This window comes from Chryseobacterium barbadense (assembly GCF_042849955.1).
In the GTDB taxonomy this organism is placed as follows: domain Bacteria; phylum Bacteroidota; class Bacteroidia; order Flavobacteriales; family Weeksellaceae; genus Chryseobacterium.
Genome location: NZ_BAAFHL010000016.1, coordinates 1 through 19,588 on the forward strand (window position 1 = coordinate 1; position 19,588 = coordinate 19,588).

Below are 19,588 nucleotides of genomic sequence, written 5' to 3' on the forward strand. Positions count from 1 at the left end.
AAACAGGATTTAAGAGATCACTATCCGTTTGGTTTGTTTACGGTCCCGAAAAATGAGCTTCAAAGAATTCATTGCTCGAGCGGAACGACAGGGAAGCCAACGGTTGTAGGATATACCAAAGAGGATGTGGATCTTTTTAGTGAAGTAGTGGCAAGATCATTAAATGCTGCGGGAGCAAAACCGGGAATGCAGTTGCACAATGCTTACGGATACGGAATTTTTACGGGAGGTTTGGGTTTGCACTATGGAGCAGAAAAACTGGGAATGAGCGTTCTTCCGATTTCAGGAGGAATGACAGCAAGACAGGTAGATTTAATTTTAGATTTCAAGCCTGAAGTTATTTGCTGTTCCCCATCTTATGCTTTGACCATTGCGGATGAATTTTCTAAAAGAGGGGTTATTGCGGAGGAAATCAGTTTACAATATGCTGTGTTGGGTTCGGAACCCTGGACAGAAATTATAAGAGGACACATTGAAGAGAAATTAGGCGTTCATGCCACTAATATTTATGGATTAAGTGAAATTATCGGTCCCGGAGTTTCCATGGAAGATTTTGAAGAGAAAGGCGGAGCTTATATCTGGGAAGATCATTTTTATCCGGAAATTTTAGATCCGGTAACCAAACAGCCGGTTCCGTTTGGGGAAGAAGGAGTCTTGGTGATCACTACTTTAACGAAAAAAGCGATGCCGCTTTTACGGTATTGGACGAATGATATTACGAGTCTTTACTATGATCTGAATGCTAAAAGAACCATGGTGAAAATGAAGCCTATTGTGGGAAGAGCCGATGATATGCTGATTGTAAGAGGAGTGAATGTATATCCGAGCCAGATTGAAGAAGTATTCTCTCATGTGAAAGGAGTGGTTCCGAATTATTATTTAACTCCTGTTGAAAAGGAGCAAATGTGTGTGGCATTGGATATTGATGTGGAAATTGATGATGAACTGGTAAAAGCTCAGCAACTTGAGATAAATACCGACGATTATCTTAATTTTGTAGGAAGCTTCGGAAAAAATATAGAAAACGAAATAAAAAAACGGGTAGGAATCACCACGAAAGTAAAAATTCATGCCCAGGACAGCCTGCCTAAGTGCGAAGGCGGAAAAATAAACAGAATACTCAAAAAATAATGAATTCATTTTATAAGCTAAAAACTGTAAAGGTTCAGAAAGATACCAACGATGCAGTGAATGTAGCGGTGGAAATTCCTGAAGAACTGAAAGATAAATTCAGGTTCAAGCAGGGGCAGTATCTTAATTTTAAATTAATGATAGACGGTAATGAAGAACGCCGTTCCTATTCTATTTGCAATGCTCCAAGTGAAAAAAGCAATACACTTGAAGTATTGGTAAAGCTTTTGGAAGGTGGAAAAGTTTCTGGATATTTCAATGAACATCTTCACATGGATGAGATTCTTGAGGTAATGCCTCCGATGGGTAGCTTCAACACTACCTATCATCCTACCAATACTAAAACATATGTAGGTTTGGCTGCGGGAAGCGGAATCAGCCCGATTCTTTCCAATATTAAAGAAAGCCTTTATCAGGAACCTAATAGCAATGCTTACCTGTTTTACAGTAACAGAAGTATGAATCATGTGATGAAAAAGGCTGAAATTGACAGATTGGTGGAGCATTTCAACGGGAGATTAAAGGTAATTTATCTGGTAAGCCGTGAAAAACATGAAGATCCGGTATTTGAAGGAAGAATTTCAGCGGAGAAATTAGAACAGTTATTTGAAAAATATCCTGAGATCAACGTTCAGGAATCCACTTATTTTATCTGCGGACCTGCGGAAATGATCAAAGGAATTTCCGATTATTTAAAGAAAGACAAAAAAGTACCTGCTATCCAGGTTTTATATGAATATTTCACTGCTCCTGATGAAGAAAATTCTGAGGAAATGAGTGAAGAATTCAAGGCTATTGCCAATATAGAAAGTATGGTGACGGTGATCATTGATGATGATGAATATTCGTTCCACCTGAATTCAAAAAAAGAAAGAATCTTAGATAAAGCATTGAAAGACAATCTTCCTGTACCTTTCGCTTGTAAAGGTGGAGTTTGTTGTACGTGTAAGGCGGAAGTTTTAGAAGGAGAGGTTTTCATGGAGAAAAATTTCGCGCTTACCGAAGAAGAAGTAGCCAGAGGTTATGTTCTGACATGTCAATGTCACCCGACAACCAATGTGGTGATGCTTAATTATGACGTTTAATTGTATTAATGACTTCATGTACAATGTATTCATGAATACATAAATACTTTTTACATTTTACAAAAACAAAAGAAATGGACTTAGAAAAATTTGTTCAGTACGTTCACGAAGAAAATAAAGTAGAACCAAAAGATGTGATGCCTGATGATTACAGGAAATTATTGGTTCGTCAGATCTCACAGCACGCCCATTCTGAAATTGTAGGAATGCTGCCGGAAGCCAACTGGATTTCCAGAGCACCTTCATTGAGAAGAAAAATGGCTCTTTTAGCAAAAGTTCAGGATGAAGCAGGACACGGATTATATCTGTATGCTGCAACCGAAACATTAGGAAACGGGAGCATCAGGGCAGACAGAGATGCTACTTATGATGATATGCTTTCAGGGAAAGCAAAATATTCAAGTATCTTCAATTATCCTACACTAAGTTGGGCAGATATTGGTGCAATCGGCTGGTTGGTAGACGGAGCAGCCATTATGAACCAGGTGATGTTGATGGGAAATTCTTATGGCCCTTATTCAAGAGCGATGGTAAGAATCTGTAAAGAAGAGTCTTTCCACCAAAGACAAGGGTATGAAATTTTGATGGCACTTTGCCGTGGAACAAAACAGCAGAAAGAAATGGCACAGGCGGCGTTGAACCGTTTCTGGTGGCCGGCTTTAATGATGTTTGGGCCAAATGATGACAGCTCGCCTAATTCTAAAATTTCTATGAATTACAGAGTAAAAAGAGAAAGTAATGACAGTCTTCGTCAGAGATTCATTGATGTTACCGTTCCTCAAGCTGAATTTTTAGGATTAACGATTCCGGATAAAGACCTGAAATGGAACGAAGAAAGAGGTCATTACGATTTCGGGGAACTTCCTTGGGATGAATTCATGGAAATCTTGAAAGGAAACGGACCTTGCAACAAGAAAAGATTACAGACCAAAGTAAAAGCGCAGGAGGAAAATCTTTGGGTAAAAGAAGCGGCAGCTGCTTTTGCGGAAAAACAACAAAAAGAAGTAATATAATATGTAACAGTATACCAATGTAAAAATGTAACAATCCTTATCATGCTGAGCTTATCGAAGCATCTCATTGGTAAACCGTTACACTGATACATTGTTAAATTAAAATTTGACTATGGCCAATTTAGATATGTGGGAAGTGTTTATTCAGACTAAACCGGGACTATCCCACAAACATGCCGGAACAGTTCAGGCGCCAACAGCGGAAATGGCATTACAGAATGCAAGAGACGTGTATACCAGAAGAAAAGAAGGAACCTGCGTTTGGGTAGTTCCAAGCAAATATATTGTGACTTCGGAAGGGATGGAACAGGATGCGTTTTTCGATCCTGCGGATGATAAACTGTATCGTCACCCGACTTTCTATGAGATTCCTAATGATGTAAAAAACATGTAATATGAGTGCATTATTCAATTATTTATTAAAACTTGCCGATGATAGTTTCATCATGGGACAAAGATTATCTGAATGGTGTGGAAAAGGTCCGTATCTGGAGGAAGATATTGCATTGACGAACATCGCTTTAGACGAACTGGGACAAGCTAATAACTTTTATGTGTATGCTTCAAGAGTAGCCGATAATGGTAAAAGTGAAGATGATTTAGCATTTTTAAGATACGAACATGAATATGTGAATGCGCATTGGGTGGAATTGCCTAATGAAGATTATGCACAGACTGTTCTTAAAGTATACGTTCTTGCGGTCTATCAGAAGTTAATGTATGAAGCCTTATCAAACTCTGCGGACGAAGAACTATCTGCAATTGCTCAGAAATCTTTGAAAGAAGTGAAATATCATTATACCCATGCTTCTTCCTGGATGAAAATCTTCGCTCAGGGAACAGAGGAAAGCCGTGAACGTTTGGTAAAAGCTATTGATAATATCTGGGAATATACAAAAGGCTTATTCGCGAAAGTAGAAGGAGAAAATGACTTAATTGCTTTAAACATCGCTCCTAATGTTGACGAATTATATCAGCAGTTTATTGCTATTACAGAAAAAGATTTCCAGAGTTTTGGGTTGGATTATCTGAAAGATCATTTCATGCAGCCAAAATCAAGAACCGGATATCATACGGAATACTTTGGGTATATCCTTTGTGAATTGCAATATATGCAGAGAGCTTATCCGGGGTGTTCTTGGTAAAATTCTAAATGTAACAATGCGTCTAACAGTATAATAACCGCACTGTCATGCTGAACTTGTTGAAGCATCTTATGATGCATTATAAATTGTAGATTTAAAAAGATTGAAAGATCCCATAGAAATATTAGAATTAATTCCCGATCCGGAAATCCCGGTAATCAACATCGTGGAATTAGGTATTGTAAGAGATGCAAAAGTGACCGGCGAGAATTCTTGTGAGGTGACGATTACGCCTACTTATTCTGCCTGTCCCGCTATGTTTACCATTGAAGAAGACATCATAAAGATCATGAAGGAAAACGGTTGGGAAGCGAAAGTGGTAACCAAGATGTTTCCGATTTGGACAACAGACTGGTTAACGGATGAAGCGAGAGAAAAACTTCGTGTATACGGAATTACCCCTCCCGAAAAAGGAGCAGACGAACATCATATAGGAAAACCTAAAAAATGTCCTCGTTGTGGTTCCATGCACACCAAACAGATCAGCAGATTCGGGTCTACATTATGTAAGGCTTCGTACCAGTGTTTAGACTGTCTGGAGCCTTTTGACTATTTTAAATGTCATTAAAAATGATTAACTTTATAGAAATAATCATTTTATATTAACACATTAACAACCAATTCAATATGTATACACAACTTGATATTGAAACGCATTTTGACGGGAAACTCAAAATCGCCTACCTGAATCAACCGGAAACGATGAATGCGCTTACCAAGCCGTCTTTATCCGATCTAAAAGATTTTATCAAAGATTGTAATGAAGACTCAACCGTAAGATGTATTGCAATTTCAGGAAAAGGAAGAGCATTCTGTTCCGGACAAAATCTGGATGACGCTTTCGTTCAGGGTAACGAACATCATGATAAATATATCGTTCGCAAAATTGTAGAAGATTATTATAATCCGTTAGTAACGGAAGTTACACATTCTAAAAAGCCTGTAGTGGCTTTAGTGAATGGTCCTGCAGTAGGAGCTGGTGCGATGTTAGCATTGATCTGCGATTTCGTTTTAGCCAATGATAAAGCTTATTTCTCTCAGGCATTTTCAAATATTGGATTGATTCCGGATACAGGAGGAACTTACTTCTTGCCGAAACTTTTAGGAAGACAATTGGCTACTTATTTAGCATTCACAGGAAAAAAAATATCTGCTGAAGAATCTAAATCTTATGGATTGGTAGCAGAAGTTTTCAGCGAAGAAGAATTCATGCCGAAATCCATGGAAATTCTGGAGAAACTATCGAATATGCCTACAGCTGCTTTCAAACTGACTAAAAAAGCCTTTGCTCATTCATACGATAATACATTGAGCCAACAATTGGAACTGGAAGCAGATTTGCAGCAGGAAGCTTCAGAAACAGAAGATTTTATAGAAGGTGTAAATGCCTTTTTACAAAAAAGAAAACCTAATTATAAAGGAAGATAAAAAACGTATTAAAGTATTCATGTAAAATGTTCATGATTCTGATGCTGATTAAACTCAAACCTGGAATTTGTTTTTCATTTACATGAATACTTTTTACATAAATACATTGTACATATAAAGAAATGAATGTAGGAATTATTGGAGCAGGAACCATGGGTATCGGAATTGCTCAGGTCGCTGCAACAGCAGGATGTAAAGTAGTTGTTTACGACGCACAGGCTCTGCAAATTGATAAAGCACTTTCAGGCTTAGAGAAAACCCTTCAGAAACTGGTTGAAAAAACTAAAATTTCCCGGGAAGAAGCCACAGAGATCAGAAATAACATCAGTAAAGCTGAAAATCTGCAGGATTTAGAACATTCAGATCTCGTAATTGAAGCAATTATTGAAAACAAAGAAATCAAAACCAAAGTTTTCACTGAGCTCGAAAACTATGTTTCAGAAGACTGCATTATTGGCTCCAATACATCATCCATTTCTATTACCTCTTTAGGTGCGGAACTTAAGAAACCGGAGCGTTTCATCGGAATACATTTTTTCAATCCTGCACCATTAATGCCTTTAGTAGAGGTTATTCCATCTTTATTAACAGAAAAATCATTGGCGGAAAAAATATATAACCTCATGAAAGAATGGGGTAAAATGCCCGTTATTGCTAAGGATATTCCCGGATTTATTGTCAACAGAATTGCCCGTCCTTATTATGGAGAAGGATTAAGGATTGTTGAGGAAAATATCGCAACTCCTGAACAAGTAGACGAAGCAATGAGAATGCTCGGAAACTTCAAAATGGGACCTTTCGAATTGATGGACCTAATTGGGGTGGATGTGAATTTCGCTGTAACTACTACCGTTTACAAAGACTACTTCTACGATCCGAAATACAAACCATCTTTATTACAGCAGCGTATGTCTGAAGCTAAACTTCATGGAAGAAAAACCGGAAAAGGTTTCTATGACTATAACGAAGGAGCAGAAAAACCGGTTGCCCGGAAAGATGATGCTTTATATCAACAGATATTTTTAAGAATTATTTCAATGCTGATTAATGAAGCGATTGAAGCGAAAAGATTAGGTGTTGCCAATGATGAAGATATCGAATTGGCTATGCAGAAAGGAGTGAACTATCCGAAAGGATTATTAAGCTGGGGAAAAGAGATCGGATATTCAAAAATTTCCGAAACCCTGCAGGATCTTTATGAAGAATATCAGGAAGAAAGATACAGACAAAGTCCATTGTTAAAAAAGCTGTAAATGAAAATAGACAAGAAGAGAATAATAAAATGCCTGGCAGTCGCTGTTTTTATGACAGGCATGTTTATGTTGATAAAGCAGCCTGATTTTAAAAATTTCCAGACAAGGCTTTATACATTATATTTCTTGGGAATATTTGTACTTTATTATTTTCTTGATGAATTAAACAACCAGAACCGAAAGAAAAAAAAATCTCTAAATAAAAATATTAAATGACGCCGAGACAAGTTGCAGATTATATGCTCAATCAGGACTATTTTTCCCAATGGATGAGTATCAGAATGATTGAGGTCAAAGAAAACTATTGCTTGATAGAGATGCCCATTAAAAAAGAGATGATCAATGGGCTTAAAACAGTTCATGGAGGAGTTACGTTTGCTTTTGCAGATTCCGCATTAGCATTTTCGTCCAACAACTCCGGAGATGCCGCTGTTGCATTGAACTGTATTATCAACTTTACCAAAGCCGGAAAAGAAGGTGATGTTTTCAGAGCGGAAAGTATCTTGGTTAATGAAACAAGAAAAACAGCAGTTTACGACATCAGAATTACCAATCAAAATGAAGATCTGATTGCCAAATTTGTCGGAACGGTCTACAAAATCGGAAAAAAAGTAACAGAATTATAAATATGGAGATGTGTTGATAGGTTGATTTGACAATAATCACCATATTATCACATGATCAAATTATCATATCAAAATTATGAACAACGTATACATCATAGATTACATCAGAACTCCTATTTCAAAATTACAGGGAGGGTTATCAGAAGTCAGAGCCGATGATCTGGCAGCCATAGTGCTGAAAGAAATTGTTTCAAGAAACCCTGAAGTTCCTGTAGAAGAAATAGAAGACGTTATTTTCGGATGTGCGAACCAAGCCGGGGAAGACAACCGTAATGTAGCGAGAATGGGGCTTTTATTGGCCGGACTTCCCTATAAAATCGGAGGAGAGACCGTAAACAGGCTTTGTGCTTCCGGGATGTCTGCTGTTGCCAATGCTTTCAGATCCATTGCTGCAGGTGAAGGGGAAATCTATATTGCAGGTGGAGTAGAGCATATGACCCGTTCTCCTTATGTAATGTCAAAACCAAGCATGGCTTTCGGAAGAGACAGCCAGATGTTCGATACGACTTTCGGATGGCGTTTTATCAACCCGAAAATGAAAGAAATGTATGGTGTAGACGGAATGGGAGAAACCGCTGAGAATTTAGCCGATATTCACCAGATCAGCAGAGAAGACCAGGATAAATTCGCTCTTTGGTCTCAGCAGAAAGCGACAAAAGCACAGGAAAACGGAAGACTGGCGGAAGAAATCGTAAAAGTTGAAATTCCACAGAAAAAAGGAGAAGCTATTATTTTCGATAAAGATGAGTTTATAAAGCCTGCCTCTTCCATGGAAGGATTAGGAAAACTTCGACCTGCCTTCAGAAAAGAAGGAACAGTAACCGCAGGAAACGCTTCCGGAATGAATGACGGAGCAGCAGCTCTTATTCTGGCAAGTGAAGAAACGGTAAAAAAATACGGATTAAAACCAAAAGCTAAAATTTTAGGATCTTCCGTAGCCGGTGTAGAACCAAGAATCATGGGAATCGGACCAGTGGAAGCTACCCAGAAGTTATTAAAGAGATTAAATCTTTCTTTAGATGATATGGATATTATTGAATTGAACGAAGCGTTCGCTGCTCAAGCTTTGGCGGTAACAAGAAGTTTAGGATTGAAAGATGATGATGCAAGAATAAACCCGAATGGAGGAGCGATTGCAATAGGTCACCCTCTTGGAGTTTCAGGAGCGAGAATTGTAGGTTCAGCCGCTTTGGAACTTCAAAAACAAGATAAAAAATATGCATTGTGTACCCTTTGTATCGGTGTAGGACAAGGGTATGCGATGGTAATCGAAAAAGTTTAATTGATTTGATGATGCGATGATGTGTTGATATGAACAATCCATTATCGCATCATCAAATTATCATATCAACACATCAGAAAGACATGAACATTTACTCATATCACGGAATTCGCCCCATTATCAAACCTTCTGCATATATTCATCCGCAGGCGGTGATTATCGGGAATGTTGAAATAGGTGAAGAAGTCTATGTAGGTCCGAACGCGGTGATCCGTGGCGACTGGGGTAAAATTTTGGTGAAAGACGGAGCCAATGTTCAGGAAAACTGCACCCTGCATGTATTCCCGAATATTGAAACCATTCTGGAAGAATCTGCCCATATTGGACATGGAGCAATCATTCATTCCGGGCATATCGGAAAAAATTGTTTGGTTGGGATGAATTCGGTAGTGATGGATAAAGCGGTTATCGGAGATGAATGTATTATAGGTGCATTGGCTTTTGTTCCGGCTAATTTCAGAAGTGAACCGAGAAAACTGATTGTTGGAAGTCCCGCCAAAATCATCCGTGATGTTTCAGATGAAATGATTCGCTGGAAAACAGAAGGAACAAAATTATATCAGGAATTGGCAAGAGAAGGAAAAGACGCTATTTTACCTTGCGAACCTTTTTCAGAATATGTTCACCAGACACCCACCAAAATTGTTGATTACAGCATTTGGGATGATGTAAAGTAAATACACTAAGAGATGAAGCTGATATCGGACAAACAGTGGAAGATTATGCCCAAGGCCTTTTAGGAAAAGATTTTATATTTTAAAAATTATACTTTGGAAGAAGTGTTGCAACTCCAAAATAAGAAATGATAAATTTTCTGAAGAAATACTGGGTGTTGATTTTGATTGTAGTAATGGGAATCAATTTTTTATGTTTCTATTTTGCAGAAGAATCAATTGGTGTTTCCGATACATTGGAACATGGAGAATCAAATGAAATGATCCGACGTTTTGAACGAAGAAATAATTTCTACACATTATTTCTTGATTTTGTTTTTATTTTGGATTGTTGGTTTGCCTTTTTCTTACTTTATCTGATGATTAGAGGATTTGTTAAAAAGATGAAATTAGTCAAATAAAAAGTAAATAACTATATGGAAAAATTAAAAAATTATATCTGCGGACAATGGATAGAAGGAACCGGAAACGGAATTCCTTTGTACAATGCCGTTAATGGAGAGCAGGTTGCTGTTTCGGATACGGAAGGATTGAATTTTGAGCAGGCTCTTGATTTCGGAAGGACAGTGGGATATAAAAACCTATCTTCCATGACATTCTATGATCGTGGAGAAATGCTGAAAAAAGTAGCACTTTATCTTCTGGAAAGAAAGAAAAGATATTACGAATTATCATATAAAACCGGAGCTACTCACGTTGATTCTTGGGTAGATATTGAAGGAGGTTTCGGAACTTTCTTCACCTATTCCGGGTTAGCTAAAAGAATGCTTCCGAATACCCCGTTCTGGGTAGATGGAGATACACAGAAGATCTCTGCGAACGGAACCCATTTGGGAACTCATATTCTAACTCCAAGTGAAGGAGTTTCAATCCAGATCAATGCCTATAATTTTCCGGTTTGGGGAATGTTGGAAAAATTATCCACTTCATTATTGGCTGGTGTTCCTTCTATTGTAAAGCCATCTCCGTATGGTTCTTATTTGACCAATGCGGTTTTCCAGGACATGATTGAAAGCGGACTTCTTCCCGAAGGAGCACTTCAATTGGTTTGCGGTGAGCCTGGTAATATCCTGGATTATGTTCAGGATGGAGACTCGGTATTATTCACAGGCTCAGCTACTACAGGCAGAAAATTAAAATCTTTACCTTCGATTGCAGGAAATGCAGTACGTTTCAACATGGAAGCAGATTCATTGAACTGTTCTATTCTTGGATTGGATGCCAAGCCGGGAACTCCGGAATTTGATCTGTTTATTAAAGAAGTCCGTAATGAAATGACCACTAAGGCTGGTCAGAAATGTACGGCAATCAGAAGAATTATCGTTCCGGAACATTTGATCGGAGATGTTCAGAATGCTTTATCTAAAGCTTTAGATCAAACTAAAATAGGAAATCCATTAAGCAGGGAAACCAGAATGGGATCTCTTGTCGGAAAACAGCAATATGATGAGGTTCTTAGAAAAATAGGTATTCTGAAAGCAGAAACAGAACTTGTTTATGACGGAAAACACGAATTGGTAGATGCCGATTATGAAAAAGGAGCATTTATGAGTCCTAAGTTATTCCTGAATGACAAACCTTTCGAGAAAAATATCTCTCATGACGTAGAAGCTTTTGGTCCTGTTTCTACCTTAATGCCTTATAAAGATGCAGAAGAAGCGGCAGCGCTGGCAAAAAGAGGAAAAGGAAGTCTGGTAGGCTCTATCCTTTCTTATGATAATGAATTTGTAGCAGAAACTTCATGGAAAATGGCTTCTCAACACGGAAGAGTTTTTGTATTGAACAGAGATAACGCCAAAGAAAGCACAGGTCATGGTTCTCCGCTTCCTACCTTAATGCACGGAGGCCCGGGTAGAGCCGGAGGAGGCGAAGAAATGGGCGGTTTGAACGGTCTTCATTTCTTCTTACAGAAAACAGCCATTCAGGGGTCACCGGATATTTTAACGGCGATCACTAAAATATATCAACAGGGAGCAGAGAAAAAATTCTCGGATAAACATCCTTTCCAAAAGTATTTTGAAGAAGTGGAAGTGGGAGACTCTTTGGAAACAGCGGGAAGAACGGTTACGGATGCAGACATTGTGAATTTCTCCAATGTTTCTTGGGATCATTTCTATGCTCATACGGATGCAACAAGCTTAACAGGAACTATTTTTGATAAAACAGTTGCACATGGATATTTCATCCTTTCAGCAGCGGCAGGATTATTTGTTTCCGGCAAAAAAGGACCTGTTATTGCGAATTACGGACTTGAAAACTGTTCATTCTTTAAGCCTGTTTATGCAGGCGATACCATCACAGTTTATTTAACGGCAAAAGAAAAGATCAACAGAGGGGTAAAAGGAAGAAATATTCCTTCCGGAGTCGTAAAATGGCTGGTTGAGGTCGTGAATCAAAGAGAAGAAGTGGTGTGCGTAGCAACAATTTTAACGTTGGTGGCGAAACAATCTCCATTTATTGATCTGAAAGTAAAAAATATCGAAAAAATTCTTAACGGATTAACGGAAAATACTGAAGCAAAATGGGGTAAAATGTCTCCGCAACAGATGATTGAACATTTGGAACATGGGGTTTTGGTAAGCTTAGGAGAACCGGAAGCTGACAAGTGCTACACCCCTGAAGAACATTTGGAAAAATGGCAGGATTCTTTATATAATCATAGAAAAATGCCCAAAGATTTCCCTGCGCCTTTCTTAGCTGAAGACGAGAAATTATTAGAATTAAGACATAAAAATCTTGAAGCTGCAAAATTATCTTTCATGGATACTTTAAAAAGATATTCAATTTACTACAGAGAAAATCCACAGGCAGAACATATGAACTTTGTTTTTGGAAAACTGAATAAAGAAATGTGGGAACTGATGCATAAAAAACATTTTACGCATCATTTTGAACAATTCGGATTGATTTAATCAATAAGATTCAAAAATAACCATGTAGCAGTTTATTCATAAATTGCTACATTGTTTTTTTAATTCCAGCCTGATGAAAACATTTGCAGACAAAGTTATTGAGTTTAATCAAAATCTGAAATATTCCGGAAAGCTTCCGGAAGGTTTTGAGGTATTGAATCCATATCTTAATAATCCTCAAACTATGGTAGTGATGCAGAAGTTTTATCATAAATACTATAATGATTCGCGTCAAAGAAAGTTTATTGTTGGAATCAATCCAAGCCGTCATGGAGCCGGAGTTACAGGAGTCCCTTTCACGGATACCAAACGGCTCGAAAGTGCTTGCGGTATTGCAATGAAATCTGCTTACACCCATGAAGTCTCTTCCGTTTTTGTCTATGACATGATTGAAGAATATGGTGGTGTAGAGCAATTTTACAGAGATTGTTATATCAATTCTCCTTTTCCGCTGGCTATCGTAAGAAAATCGAAAAATGGCTGGCTGAATGCCAATTATTATGATGATAAAAGATTGTTTGAAGACGTAAAAGATTTTATGATCGATTCTTTAAAAAAACACATCGGCCTAGGTCTTGATACTTCTGAAGTATTTATCCTGGGAAAGAAGAATGCCGATTTCATTTCTAAATTGAACCAAAAAGAAAGAATGTTTGAAAAAATGACGATTTTAGAACATCCCAGGTATATTCAGCAATATAAATCAAAAGAAAAGCAATTGTATATTGATAAATATATTTTAGCCTTGAAAAAATAAAACCACCTTTCATCATAGGTGGTTTTATCATTTATGTTATAGAATCGGTACAATCTATATTCTGAAATCGGAACTTATTGTTTAAGAATTTTGTAAGATCCCGAAGAGGCTTTGATCAGATAAGTTCCCGTAGGAAGTTCGGAAATATCCTCTCTGTTTTCCCCTTGTCTCAGATCCAATGTTCTTATTATTTTACCTGTTTGGTCATATATTTCGGCCTTGCTGCCTTCGTCTGCTTTAATAATGAAAGAACCAGAGGTAGGATTTGGATAAATGCCAAGTTTGTTCTTTTGAGATTTTACCTCATTCGTAGCCAAAACAATGTTGGAATCTTTTACCCATACAAAGGCATCAAATCCTAGATAAGTATAGTTTCCGCCTGCGGTGATCTGAAGCTCATCAATAACGATGTTGCTGTAATTCTGCCCATTCAGATTGGTTAAATCTATCAGCGTATAACCGTTGGTGGTTCCTAATGAAGTAGCAAAACCGGTCGTCTTGATTTGTGTGAATTTGGTCACGCCGCTAAGTTTTCCTGTAACCGTCAATGTCCCGGGAACTGTCTGGTCTAATGTGATGTTGGAAAGGAATACCCAGAATCTGTTGACTTTGAATAAATTAGATGTGGTTTTTATGCTAAATGAGGCTCCGCTTGAAGCAGAATTTGAGTTATCAATATACCTGTTATCATTAGCCGTTCCACTCCATCCTGTTCCAGGGTAATTCGCTTGTATATCGAAAGTGCTTACCTGCGAGTTAATATTGAAAATCACTCCGTTGTCTGTAAAGCTTGAACTGTTGTGTGATTCTGTTTCAAACAATTCTGTACTGGTCTGCCCAAAAGAAAGGAGAGAGATGAGAAGACTACAGATAGTTAAAAAAATAGTTCTTTTCATGATTTTGAGTTTAGGTGTTCTAATATTAAGATCGAGACGGATAAATCCCCTCAACACAAATGATATAATTCAATCCCAAATACGGAGGCATATTATTGATCGGTAAGCCTTGTCCTGTATAAGAAACTGATAAGGCGTTGATTGTTGTATCTGGATTGGCGTTGTCTACGAAGCTGGGTACAGCCGTAAAATCTCTACCGTTCTGTGTTCCGGTAATACCAATCGAAGTGGTAGCAGACGGAGTGGCAGTAGTAGCATTTTTATTAGCCACTTTCAGTTGGAATCCACCTCCAAGACTTGGTATATTTTGAGCAAGAAGAGTGGTCTGTTCACTTCCGCCTGAAATACCCAAAGGATAAGATTTACCACTTTGTGTTCCTGATCCTATAGCCATGCGTCCGGTTAGATTTGGAAGTGCGAATGTATTAATTCCGTCACCACCATAGGTTGTTCCCAATAAAGAAAACAATGCTGAGTTTTGAGAGATGCTTAATAAAGCTCCATTGCAAAATAGCCATCCTCTAGGGGCAAAGTTTCCTGCAAATAATTTTACAATTCCCATAAATTCGTCCATGATAATAATTTTTCAGTGATAAGCTCCTACTCTGTTGGCTTTTCGGATTCCGCCATTCAACCCTATTTTACAGGTCTGTTTGATAAACCAAAGTAACAACATCTGTGAAAGCCGGACTAGAGTAGAAAATACCAAATTTGGCATTCCGTATTTCTACGTAATGATGCTCATCTCAAATAAAAAGCATAAAAACCTTCAGTGATCTGAAGGTTTTATTTTATAGTATTGAAATCTAATGGTGATATAGATTTTCTGTACTTATTTCTGCTGTACAGTAGGTTCTACATAATCTTCAGGAACCTGATCCTCGCTTAAATTGACCACTCTGGTAACGGCAAAAGAATTCGGCCCTGTCTGAAGGATGGCAAAATTACTATAAGATGTTCCCGATGAGGTGTAAGGGGTTGCTACAATATCTCCGTTAGGAGTTTTCATAATCGCAGTGATTTCCGTAAGTAAACATACCCCTCTGCTGCCGGCTTGCCAGGTTGTATTGGGAGTTACCGAATAATTATCATCTGAACAAAAAATGCTCATATAAGATACTTTACCGCTTGCAATGTAATTGGTCGAATTGGTGATTTTTACTACTGGATAAGACATGGTGTTGATTTTTTTTAAGTTAAATGTTCCTACACTTTTTAGGGCTTTCGGATTTTCCCTTGTTCACATGGTCGAAGCTTCGTATTAAAATGAACATTACAAATGTAGCGTCAGATAAAAAATGAGGGTAGCGTAAAAATGACCAAATTTTATTTTTAGTATTTATACGGAATCAGAAATTAATGGTGTAAATAAGTAATTTGTCCATTTAATTTTCTTAAAACAACGTGTATTTAGTATTTTTGTAACTATTCAAATAATCTAAAAATGAACGAATTTGTAGTATCGGAACTCAAGAACAATATTTCGGAAATTACTTTTGGAACACCCAAAAGCAATTCTCTTCCAGGGGCAATTTTAGAAAAGCTGGCTCAAACCATTTTGGAAGAAGGCGCTAAAGAGGAAGTTAAGGCAGTCCTGATCAAAAGTGAGGGTGAAAAAGCATTTTGTGCAGGGGCCAGCTTTGATGAGCTTTTGGCTATTGAAGAACTAGAAGCGTCAACCCAATTTTTCGGTGGTTTTGCCAAAGTTTTGAATGCGATGAGAAACTGCGGTAAGATCGTAGTTGTAAGAGTTCAGGGAAAAACAACCGGAGGGGGTGTAGGTATTGCCTGCGGAGCGGATTATTGTTTCGCTACTAAGGACTCAGCGCTGGCTTTAACGGAAATTAATTTGGGAATCGGACCATTTGTCATCGGTCCCTATGTAGAAAGAAAAATAGGTAAGTCCCAGTTCTCGGCTATGGCTATTGATGCGGATTTCAGATCCGCTGAGTGGGCAGAGCAACATAATGTATACCACTCAGTTTCTGAAAATATTGAGGAAATGGATGCCCGGCTGGAAAAATTCTTACAAACCCTGGCATCAAGAAGCAGTGATGCATTGGCATTAATAAAAAAAGTATCCTGGGAAGGTACAGACCATTTCAATGAATTGATGCCTGCAAGAATTCATATGAGTGCCAGTTTGATCCTTGAAGATTCTGCAAAGAAAAATATTGAAGCCATAAAAGAAAGATTGAGGGTAAAATAGTCTATTCACAATATATTGAATAAAACCATTGAAAATTTTCAATGGTTTTATATTTTTTACTTGTTTTGTTTCATTCATATTGAACTATTAATATATTATTCATTTTGTTAACTATAATCAATGTAATGCATAATATATATATCGATATGTTAAATTTTTAACTAACATTTGCACATGTTAATATTTATTAACACATTTGTTCCTTTAATATTAAAATTTGTTAATATGAAGTTAAGATTGTCGTTAGTAACTACTGCTGTTCTGTTTTTTGCAGGCGGGCAATTAGTTGAAGCACAGAGAACTGGCAAGGATACTACAACCACTGAAAAGCAGATTGAAGAGGTTGTAATTGTGGCTTATGGTTCTCAGAAAAAAGAAACATTGGTGGGTTCCAACACGGAAATTAAAGCCAAGCAATTTGCAGATCGTCCTATTTCCAATATTGGGCAGGCGATAGACGGAGCCAGTCCGGGGGTAAAAGTTTCTACAGGAACAGGACAACCAGGTAGTGCGCCGAGCATTCAGATAAGGGGGATAGGGTCATATGGAATCTCTACATCTCCTTTATATGTAGTAGATGGTGTTATTTATACCGGATCTCTATCTGCAATTAACCCGAATGATATTGCCTCTTTTAACATTTTGAAGGATGCGGCATCTACATCACTATACGGTTCAGCTGCAGCGAATGGAGTAGTTTTAATTACAACTAAAACCGGTAGAAAGGGAACAGATGTTCTGAACTTTAATATGAGTACAGGATATGTGGGAAGATCTATTCCGGAATATGACAGAGTAGATGTGTATCAATATTATCCATTAATCTGGGAAGCTATGAGAAATGGAAGATTGACTACAAATCCGGCTGCAGGTGTTGCTGCCGCTAATACTTTTGCAACGAACAATTTGATTTCAGGAGTGTTAAAGACAAATGTTTTTAATGTAGCTGATAATCAATTGGTAGTTGATGGAGTTTTAAATCCGAATGCTCAATTGAAATATACAGATCTTGATTGGCAAGGACCATTGATGAAAACAGGTTTCAGACAAAATTATGAACTAAACTATAGTGGAGGAACCAACAAAACTACTTATTTTTCCTCAGTAAGTTATACCAACGAGACCGGTTACCTGATGAAATCTGATTTCGAAAGATTCACGGCGAGATTGAAAGTGGATTCCCAAATCAAAAGTTGGCTTAAATTAGGAACAAGTATCAGTGGGGTTTCGTCTAATGGTAATAACTCTATTGATGGAGCCGATAATAATAGTGCCTATATTAATCCATACAGCTGGACCAGAACAATGGGGCCTATTTATAGCCCGTATGCACACGATCCTAACACATTTGCGACATTGTATGATGCTGCAGGAAACATTGTTTACGATGCAGGAAATGCAAGAGGAGCAGATGCAGCGGCAGGTAGAAACGTTATTCAGGAAACTCTTTTAAATAAAGATATTTCTAAAAATTACTATATTATTTCAAGAGCTTACGCAGAATTTAAGGTGGATCCTTATTTGACGTTATCTACCAACGTGGGATATGATATCCGAAATAATAGAAGAAGCAGATATGTAAATAAAGTTATCGGAGATGCAGCTCCTGCAGGTGCTGCTGAAAAAACTACATTTACAGAGCAAACGCTTACCTGGAACCAATTATTAAACTATAAGCGTAAATTTGGAGTGCATAACTTTGAGTTCTTGCTAGGTCATGAAAACTATAAATATATCTATGAGTACTTCAATGCTTATAAGCAGGGACAAACAGTGGATGACAATGATGAATTGATCAATTTTGTTACTCCTACTACGGTAACTTCGCAAACAGACAACTATAAAAAAGAGAGTGTTTTTTCAAGGTTGAACTATGATTATCAATCCAAGTATTTGTTGTCAGGATCTATCAGATGGGATGCTTCTTCAAGATTTGCAAAAGATGTAAGATGGGATTCATTCTGGTCAGTAGGAGCCGGATGGAGAATTAAAGCGGAAGACTTTTTAAGTGATTCGAAAGTTGTGAGCGAACTAAAGTTAAGAGGTTCTTATGGAGAAGTTGGAAATGACGGAACCAATAGTTACTATATGTATAAGAGTACTTATAGTTTAGGGTACAACAATGCACAGGAGCCAGGAATTTTATTTGGTTTCCTAGCTGATCCTTCCATCACTTGGGAATCTAATAAGCAAACTGACTTAGGTTTGGATTTTGGTTTCTTGAATAATAGAATTACAGGTTCTGTAGATTATTATAACAGAATTACAGATGATCTTATTTTCCCTGTTCCACTTCCGGTATCAGGTGGTGTGCCGGGTAACAGTATCAGTAAGAATGTTGGAACAATGTATAACAGAGGTTTTGAATTTGCGATCAGTGCAGATGTTATTAAAAATGATAACTTTACATGGAATATCAATGCCAATGCATCAACTCTTAAGAATGAAGTTACAGAATTATCACAAGGAATTACAGAGATCATCAATGGGACTAAAAAAGTTTCAGTAGGACATTCTGTATATGATTATTGGTTGAGACAATGGTACGGGGTTGATCCTGCAGACGGCTCACCATTATTCTTAGTAGCTGATGCTTATGCCGGTACTACAGCTTCGGATATCAGAACAGTGAACGGAACTCAGGTAACGACTAACTTTAACAAAGCTAAATATGATTATTCAGGAACAGCTATTCCTGACCTATTCGGTAGCTTCGGAACATCAATTTCCTATAAGCAATGGTCTTTATCAACGATGTTTACCTATCAGTTGGGTGGAATGACGTACGACTCTAATTACCAAACATTAATGTCAAGTTATACTCAAGGAGGTGCTTTAAGTACTGATATTTTGAATAGATGGACCACACCGGGGCAAATAACAGATGTGCCGGCACTGAACTCTTCTACCTATACAAATTCAAATGCTGCATCTAGCAGATGGTTGGTAAAATCAGACTTTATCACCTTCAGACAAGCTACTTTAGGATATAGCTTCACTCCGGAAAGTATTTCACAATATGGTTTGACATCATTAAGACTATTATTATCAGGGGAAAATATCTGGAGTAAAACGGCAAGAAAAGGACTAGAGCCTGCACAAACGTTTAATGGAACAACTTCAAACAGATATACACCTGCAAGAATTGTTACAATAGGATTTAGTTTATCATTCTAA

18 protein-coding genes are annotated in these 19,588 nt (G+C 37.6%); 15 read left to right on the top strand and 3 right to left on the bottom strand.

What is annotated here, in order from left to right; all coding sequences use genetic code 11:
* The 13 genes from ACGHIN_RS08430 to ACGHIN_RS08490 all read left to right on the top strand — a co-directional run.
* Positions 1–1,131 (top strand): AMP-binding protein (locus ACGHIN_RS08430; RefSeq protein WP_390452516.1); only part of this gene is annotated, 1,131 nt, incomplete at its 5' end.
* The gene (locus ACGHIN_RS08435; RefSeq protein ID WP_390452518.1) at positions 1,131–2,216 is read left to right on the top strand and encodes a 2Fe-2S iron-sulfur cluster-binding protein; all 1,086 of its coding nucleotides are present in this window, start codon (positions 1,131–1,133) and stop codon (positions 2,214–2,216) included. The genes ACGHIN_RS08430 and ACGHIN_RS08435, both read left to right, overlap by 1 nt.
* 74 nt (positions 2,217–2,290) lie before the next feature.
* The gene (gene paaA, locus ACGHIN_RS08440; protein WP_390452520.1) at positions 2,291–3,229 is read left to right on the top strand and encodes a 1,2-phenylacetyl-CoA epoxidase subunit PaaA; all 939 of its coding nucleotides are present in this window, start codon (positions 2,291–2,293) and stop codon (positions 3,227–3,229) included.
* A 112-nt stretch (positions 3,230–3,341) separates the two neighbouring features.
* Positions 3,342–3,623 carry a 1,2-phenylacetyl-CoA epoxidase subunit PaaB gene (gene paaB, locus ACGHIN_RS08445; protein WP_390452522.1) on the top strand — a complete coding sequence of 94 codons (282 nt, stop codon included), beginning with the start codon at positions 3,342–3,344 and terminating at the stop codon, positions 3,621–3,623.
* A 1-nt stretch (position 3,624) separates the two neighbouring features.
* A complete protein-coding gene (gene paaC, locus ACGHIN_RS08450) occupies positions 3,625–4,374 on the top strand; it encodes a 1,2-phenylacetyl-CoA epoxidase subunit PaaC (protein WP_390452524.1) in 750 nt (249 codons plus the stop codon).
* Between the two features lie 103 nt (positions 4,375–4,477).
* On the top strand, positions 4,478–4,942 hold the full coding sequence (paaD, locus tag ACGHIN_RS08455) for a 1,2-phenylacetyl-CoA epoxidase subunit PaaD (protein WP_390452526.1): 465 nt from the start codon (positions 4,478–4,480) through the stop codon (positions 4,940–4,942).
* A 59-nt stretch (positions 4,943–5,001) separates the two neighbouring features.
* Positions 5,002–5,802 (top strand): enoyl-CoA hydratase-related protein, encoded by an 801-nt coding sequence (locus tag ACGHIN_RS08460; RefSeq protein WP_390452528.1) that lies wholly within the window; start codon positions 5,002–5,004, stop codon positions 5,800–5,802.
* Positions 5,803–5,924: 122 nt separating this feature from the next.
* Complete coding sequence (locus tag ACGHIN_RS08465) at positions 5,925–7,055, top strand: 3-hydroxyacyl-CoA dehydrogenase NAD-binding domain-containing protein (protein ID WP_390452530.1); 1,131 nt, start codon at positions 5,925–5,927, stop codon at positions 7,053–7,055.
* 212 nt (positions 7,056–7,267) lie between these two features.
* Positions 7,268–7,681, top strand: a complete 414-nt coding sequence (locus tag ACGHIN_RS08470; protein ID WP_390452532.1) for a PaaI family thioesterase — start codon at positions 7,268–7,270, stop codon at positions 7,679–7,681.
* Between the two features lie 76 nt (positions 7,682–7,757).
* Positions 7,758–8,963 carry a 3-oxoadipyl-CoA thiolase gene (gene pcaF / locus ACGHIN_RS08475; RefSeq protein ID WP_390452533.1) on the top strand — a complete coding sequence of 402 codons (1,206 nt, stop codon included), beginning with the start codon at positions 7,758–7,760 and terminating at the stop codon, positions 8,961–8,963.
* 83 nt (positions 8,964–9,046) lie between these two features.
* Positions 9,047–9,640 (top strand): acyltransferase, encoded by a 594-nt coding sequence (locus ACGHIN_RS08480; protein ID WP_390452534.1) that lies wholly within the window; start codon positions 9,047–9,049, stop codon positions 9,638–9,640.
* A gap of 413 nt (positions 9,641–10,053) precedes the next feature.
* On the top strand, positions 10,054–12,549 hold the full coding sequence (gene paaZ, locus ACGHIN_RS08485; RefSeq protein ID WP_390452536.1) for a phenylacetic acid degradation bifunctional protein PaaZ: 2,496 nt from the start codon (positions 10,054–10,056) through the stop codon (positions 12,547–12,549).
* Positions 12,550–12,622: 73 nt separating this feature from the next.
* Entirely contained in the window at positions 12,623–13,306 is a 684-nt protein-coding gene (locus tag ACGHIN_RS08490; protein WP_390452537.1) for an SMUG2 DNA glycosylase family protein, read from the top strand.
* Between the two features lie 74 nt (positions 13,307–13,380).
* Here ACGHIN_RS08490 and ACGHIN_RS08495 read toward each other — a convergent pair whose 3' ends face one another.
* The 3 genes from ACGHIN_RS08495 to ACGHIN_RS08505 all read right to left on the bottom strand — a co-directional run bounded on the left by ACGHIN_RS08495 (position 13,381) and on the right by ACGHIN_RS08505 (position 15,379).
* Positions 13,381–14,202: a T9SS type A sorting domain-containing protein gene (locus tag ACGHIN_RS08495; protein WP_390452539.1), complete on the bottom strand. Its 822-nt coding sequence runs from the start codon at positions 14,200–14,202 to the stop codon at positions 13,381–13,383.
* Positions 14,203–14,227: 25 nt separating this feature from the next.
* Positions 14,228–14,776 carry a phage tail protein gene (locus ACGHIN_RS08500; protein ID WP_390452541.1) on the bottom strand — a complete coding sequence of 183 codons (549 nt, stop codon included), beginning with the start codon at positions 14,774–14,776 and terminating at the stop codon, positions 14,228–14,230.
* Positions 14,777–15,034: 258 nt separating this feature from the next.
* Positions 15,035–15,379 carry a hypothetical protein gene (locus ACGHIN_RS08505; RefSeq protein ID WP_390452542.1) on the bottom strand — a complete coding sequence of 115 codons (345 nt, stop codon included), beginning with the start codon at positions 15,377–15,379 and terminating at the stop codon, positions 15,035–15,037.
* 267 nt (positions 15,380–15,646) lie between these two features.
* Between ACGHIN_RS08505 and ACGHIN_RS08510 the strand changes: the two genes are divergently transcribed.
* Positions 15,647–16,411, top strand: coding sequence for an enoyl-CoA hydratase/isomerase family protein (locus tag ACGHIN_RS08510; RefSeq protein WP_390452544.1), 765 nt, complete (start codon positions 15,647–15,649; stop codon positions 16,409–16,411).
* A 225-nt stretch (positions 16,412–16,636) separates the two neighbouring features.
* Positions 16,637–19,588 carry a SusC/RagA family TonB-linked outer membrane protein gene (locus ACGHIN_RS08515; protein WP_390452545.1) on the top strand — a complete coding sequence of 984 codons (2,952 nt, stop codon included), beginning with the start codon at positions 16,637–16,639 and terminating at the stop codon, positions 19,586–19,588.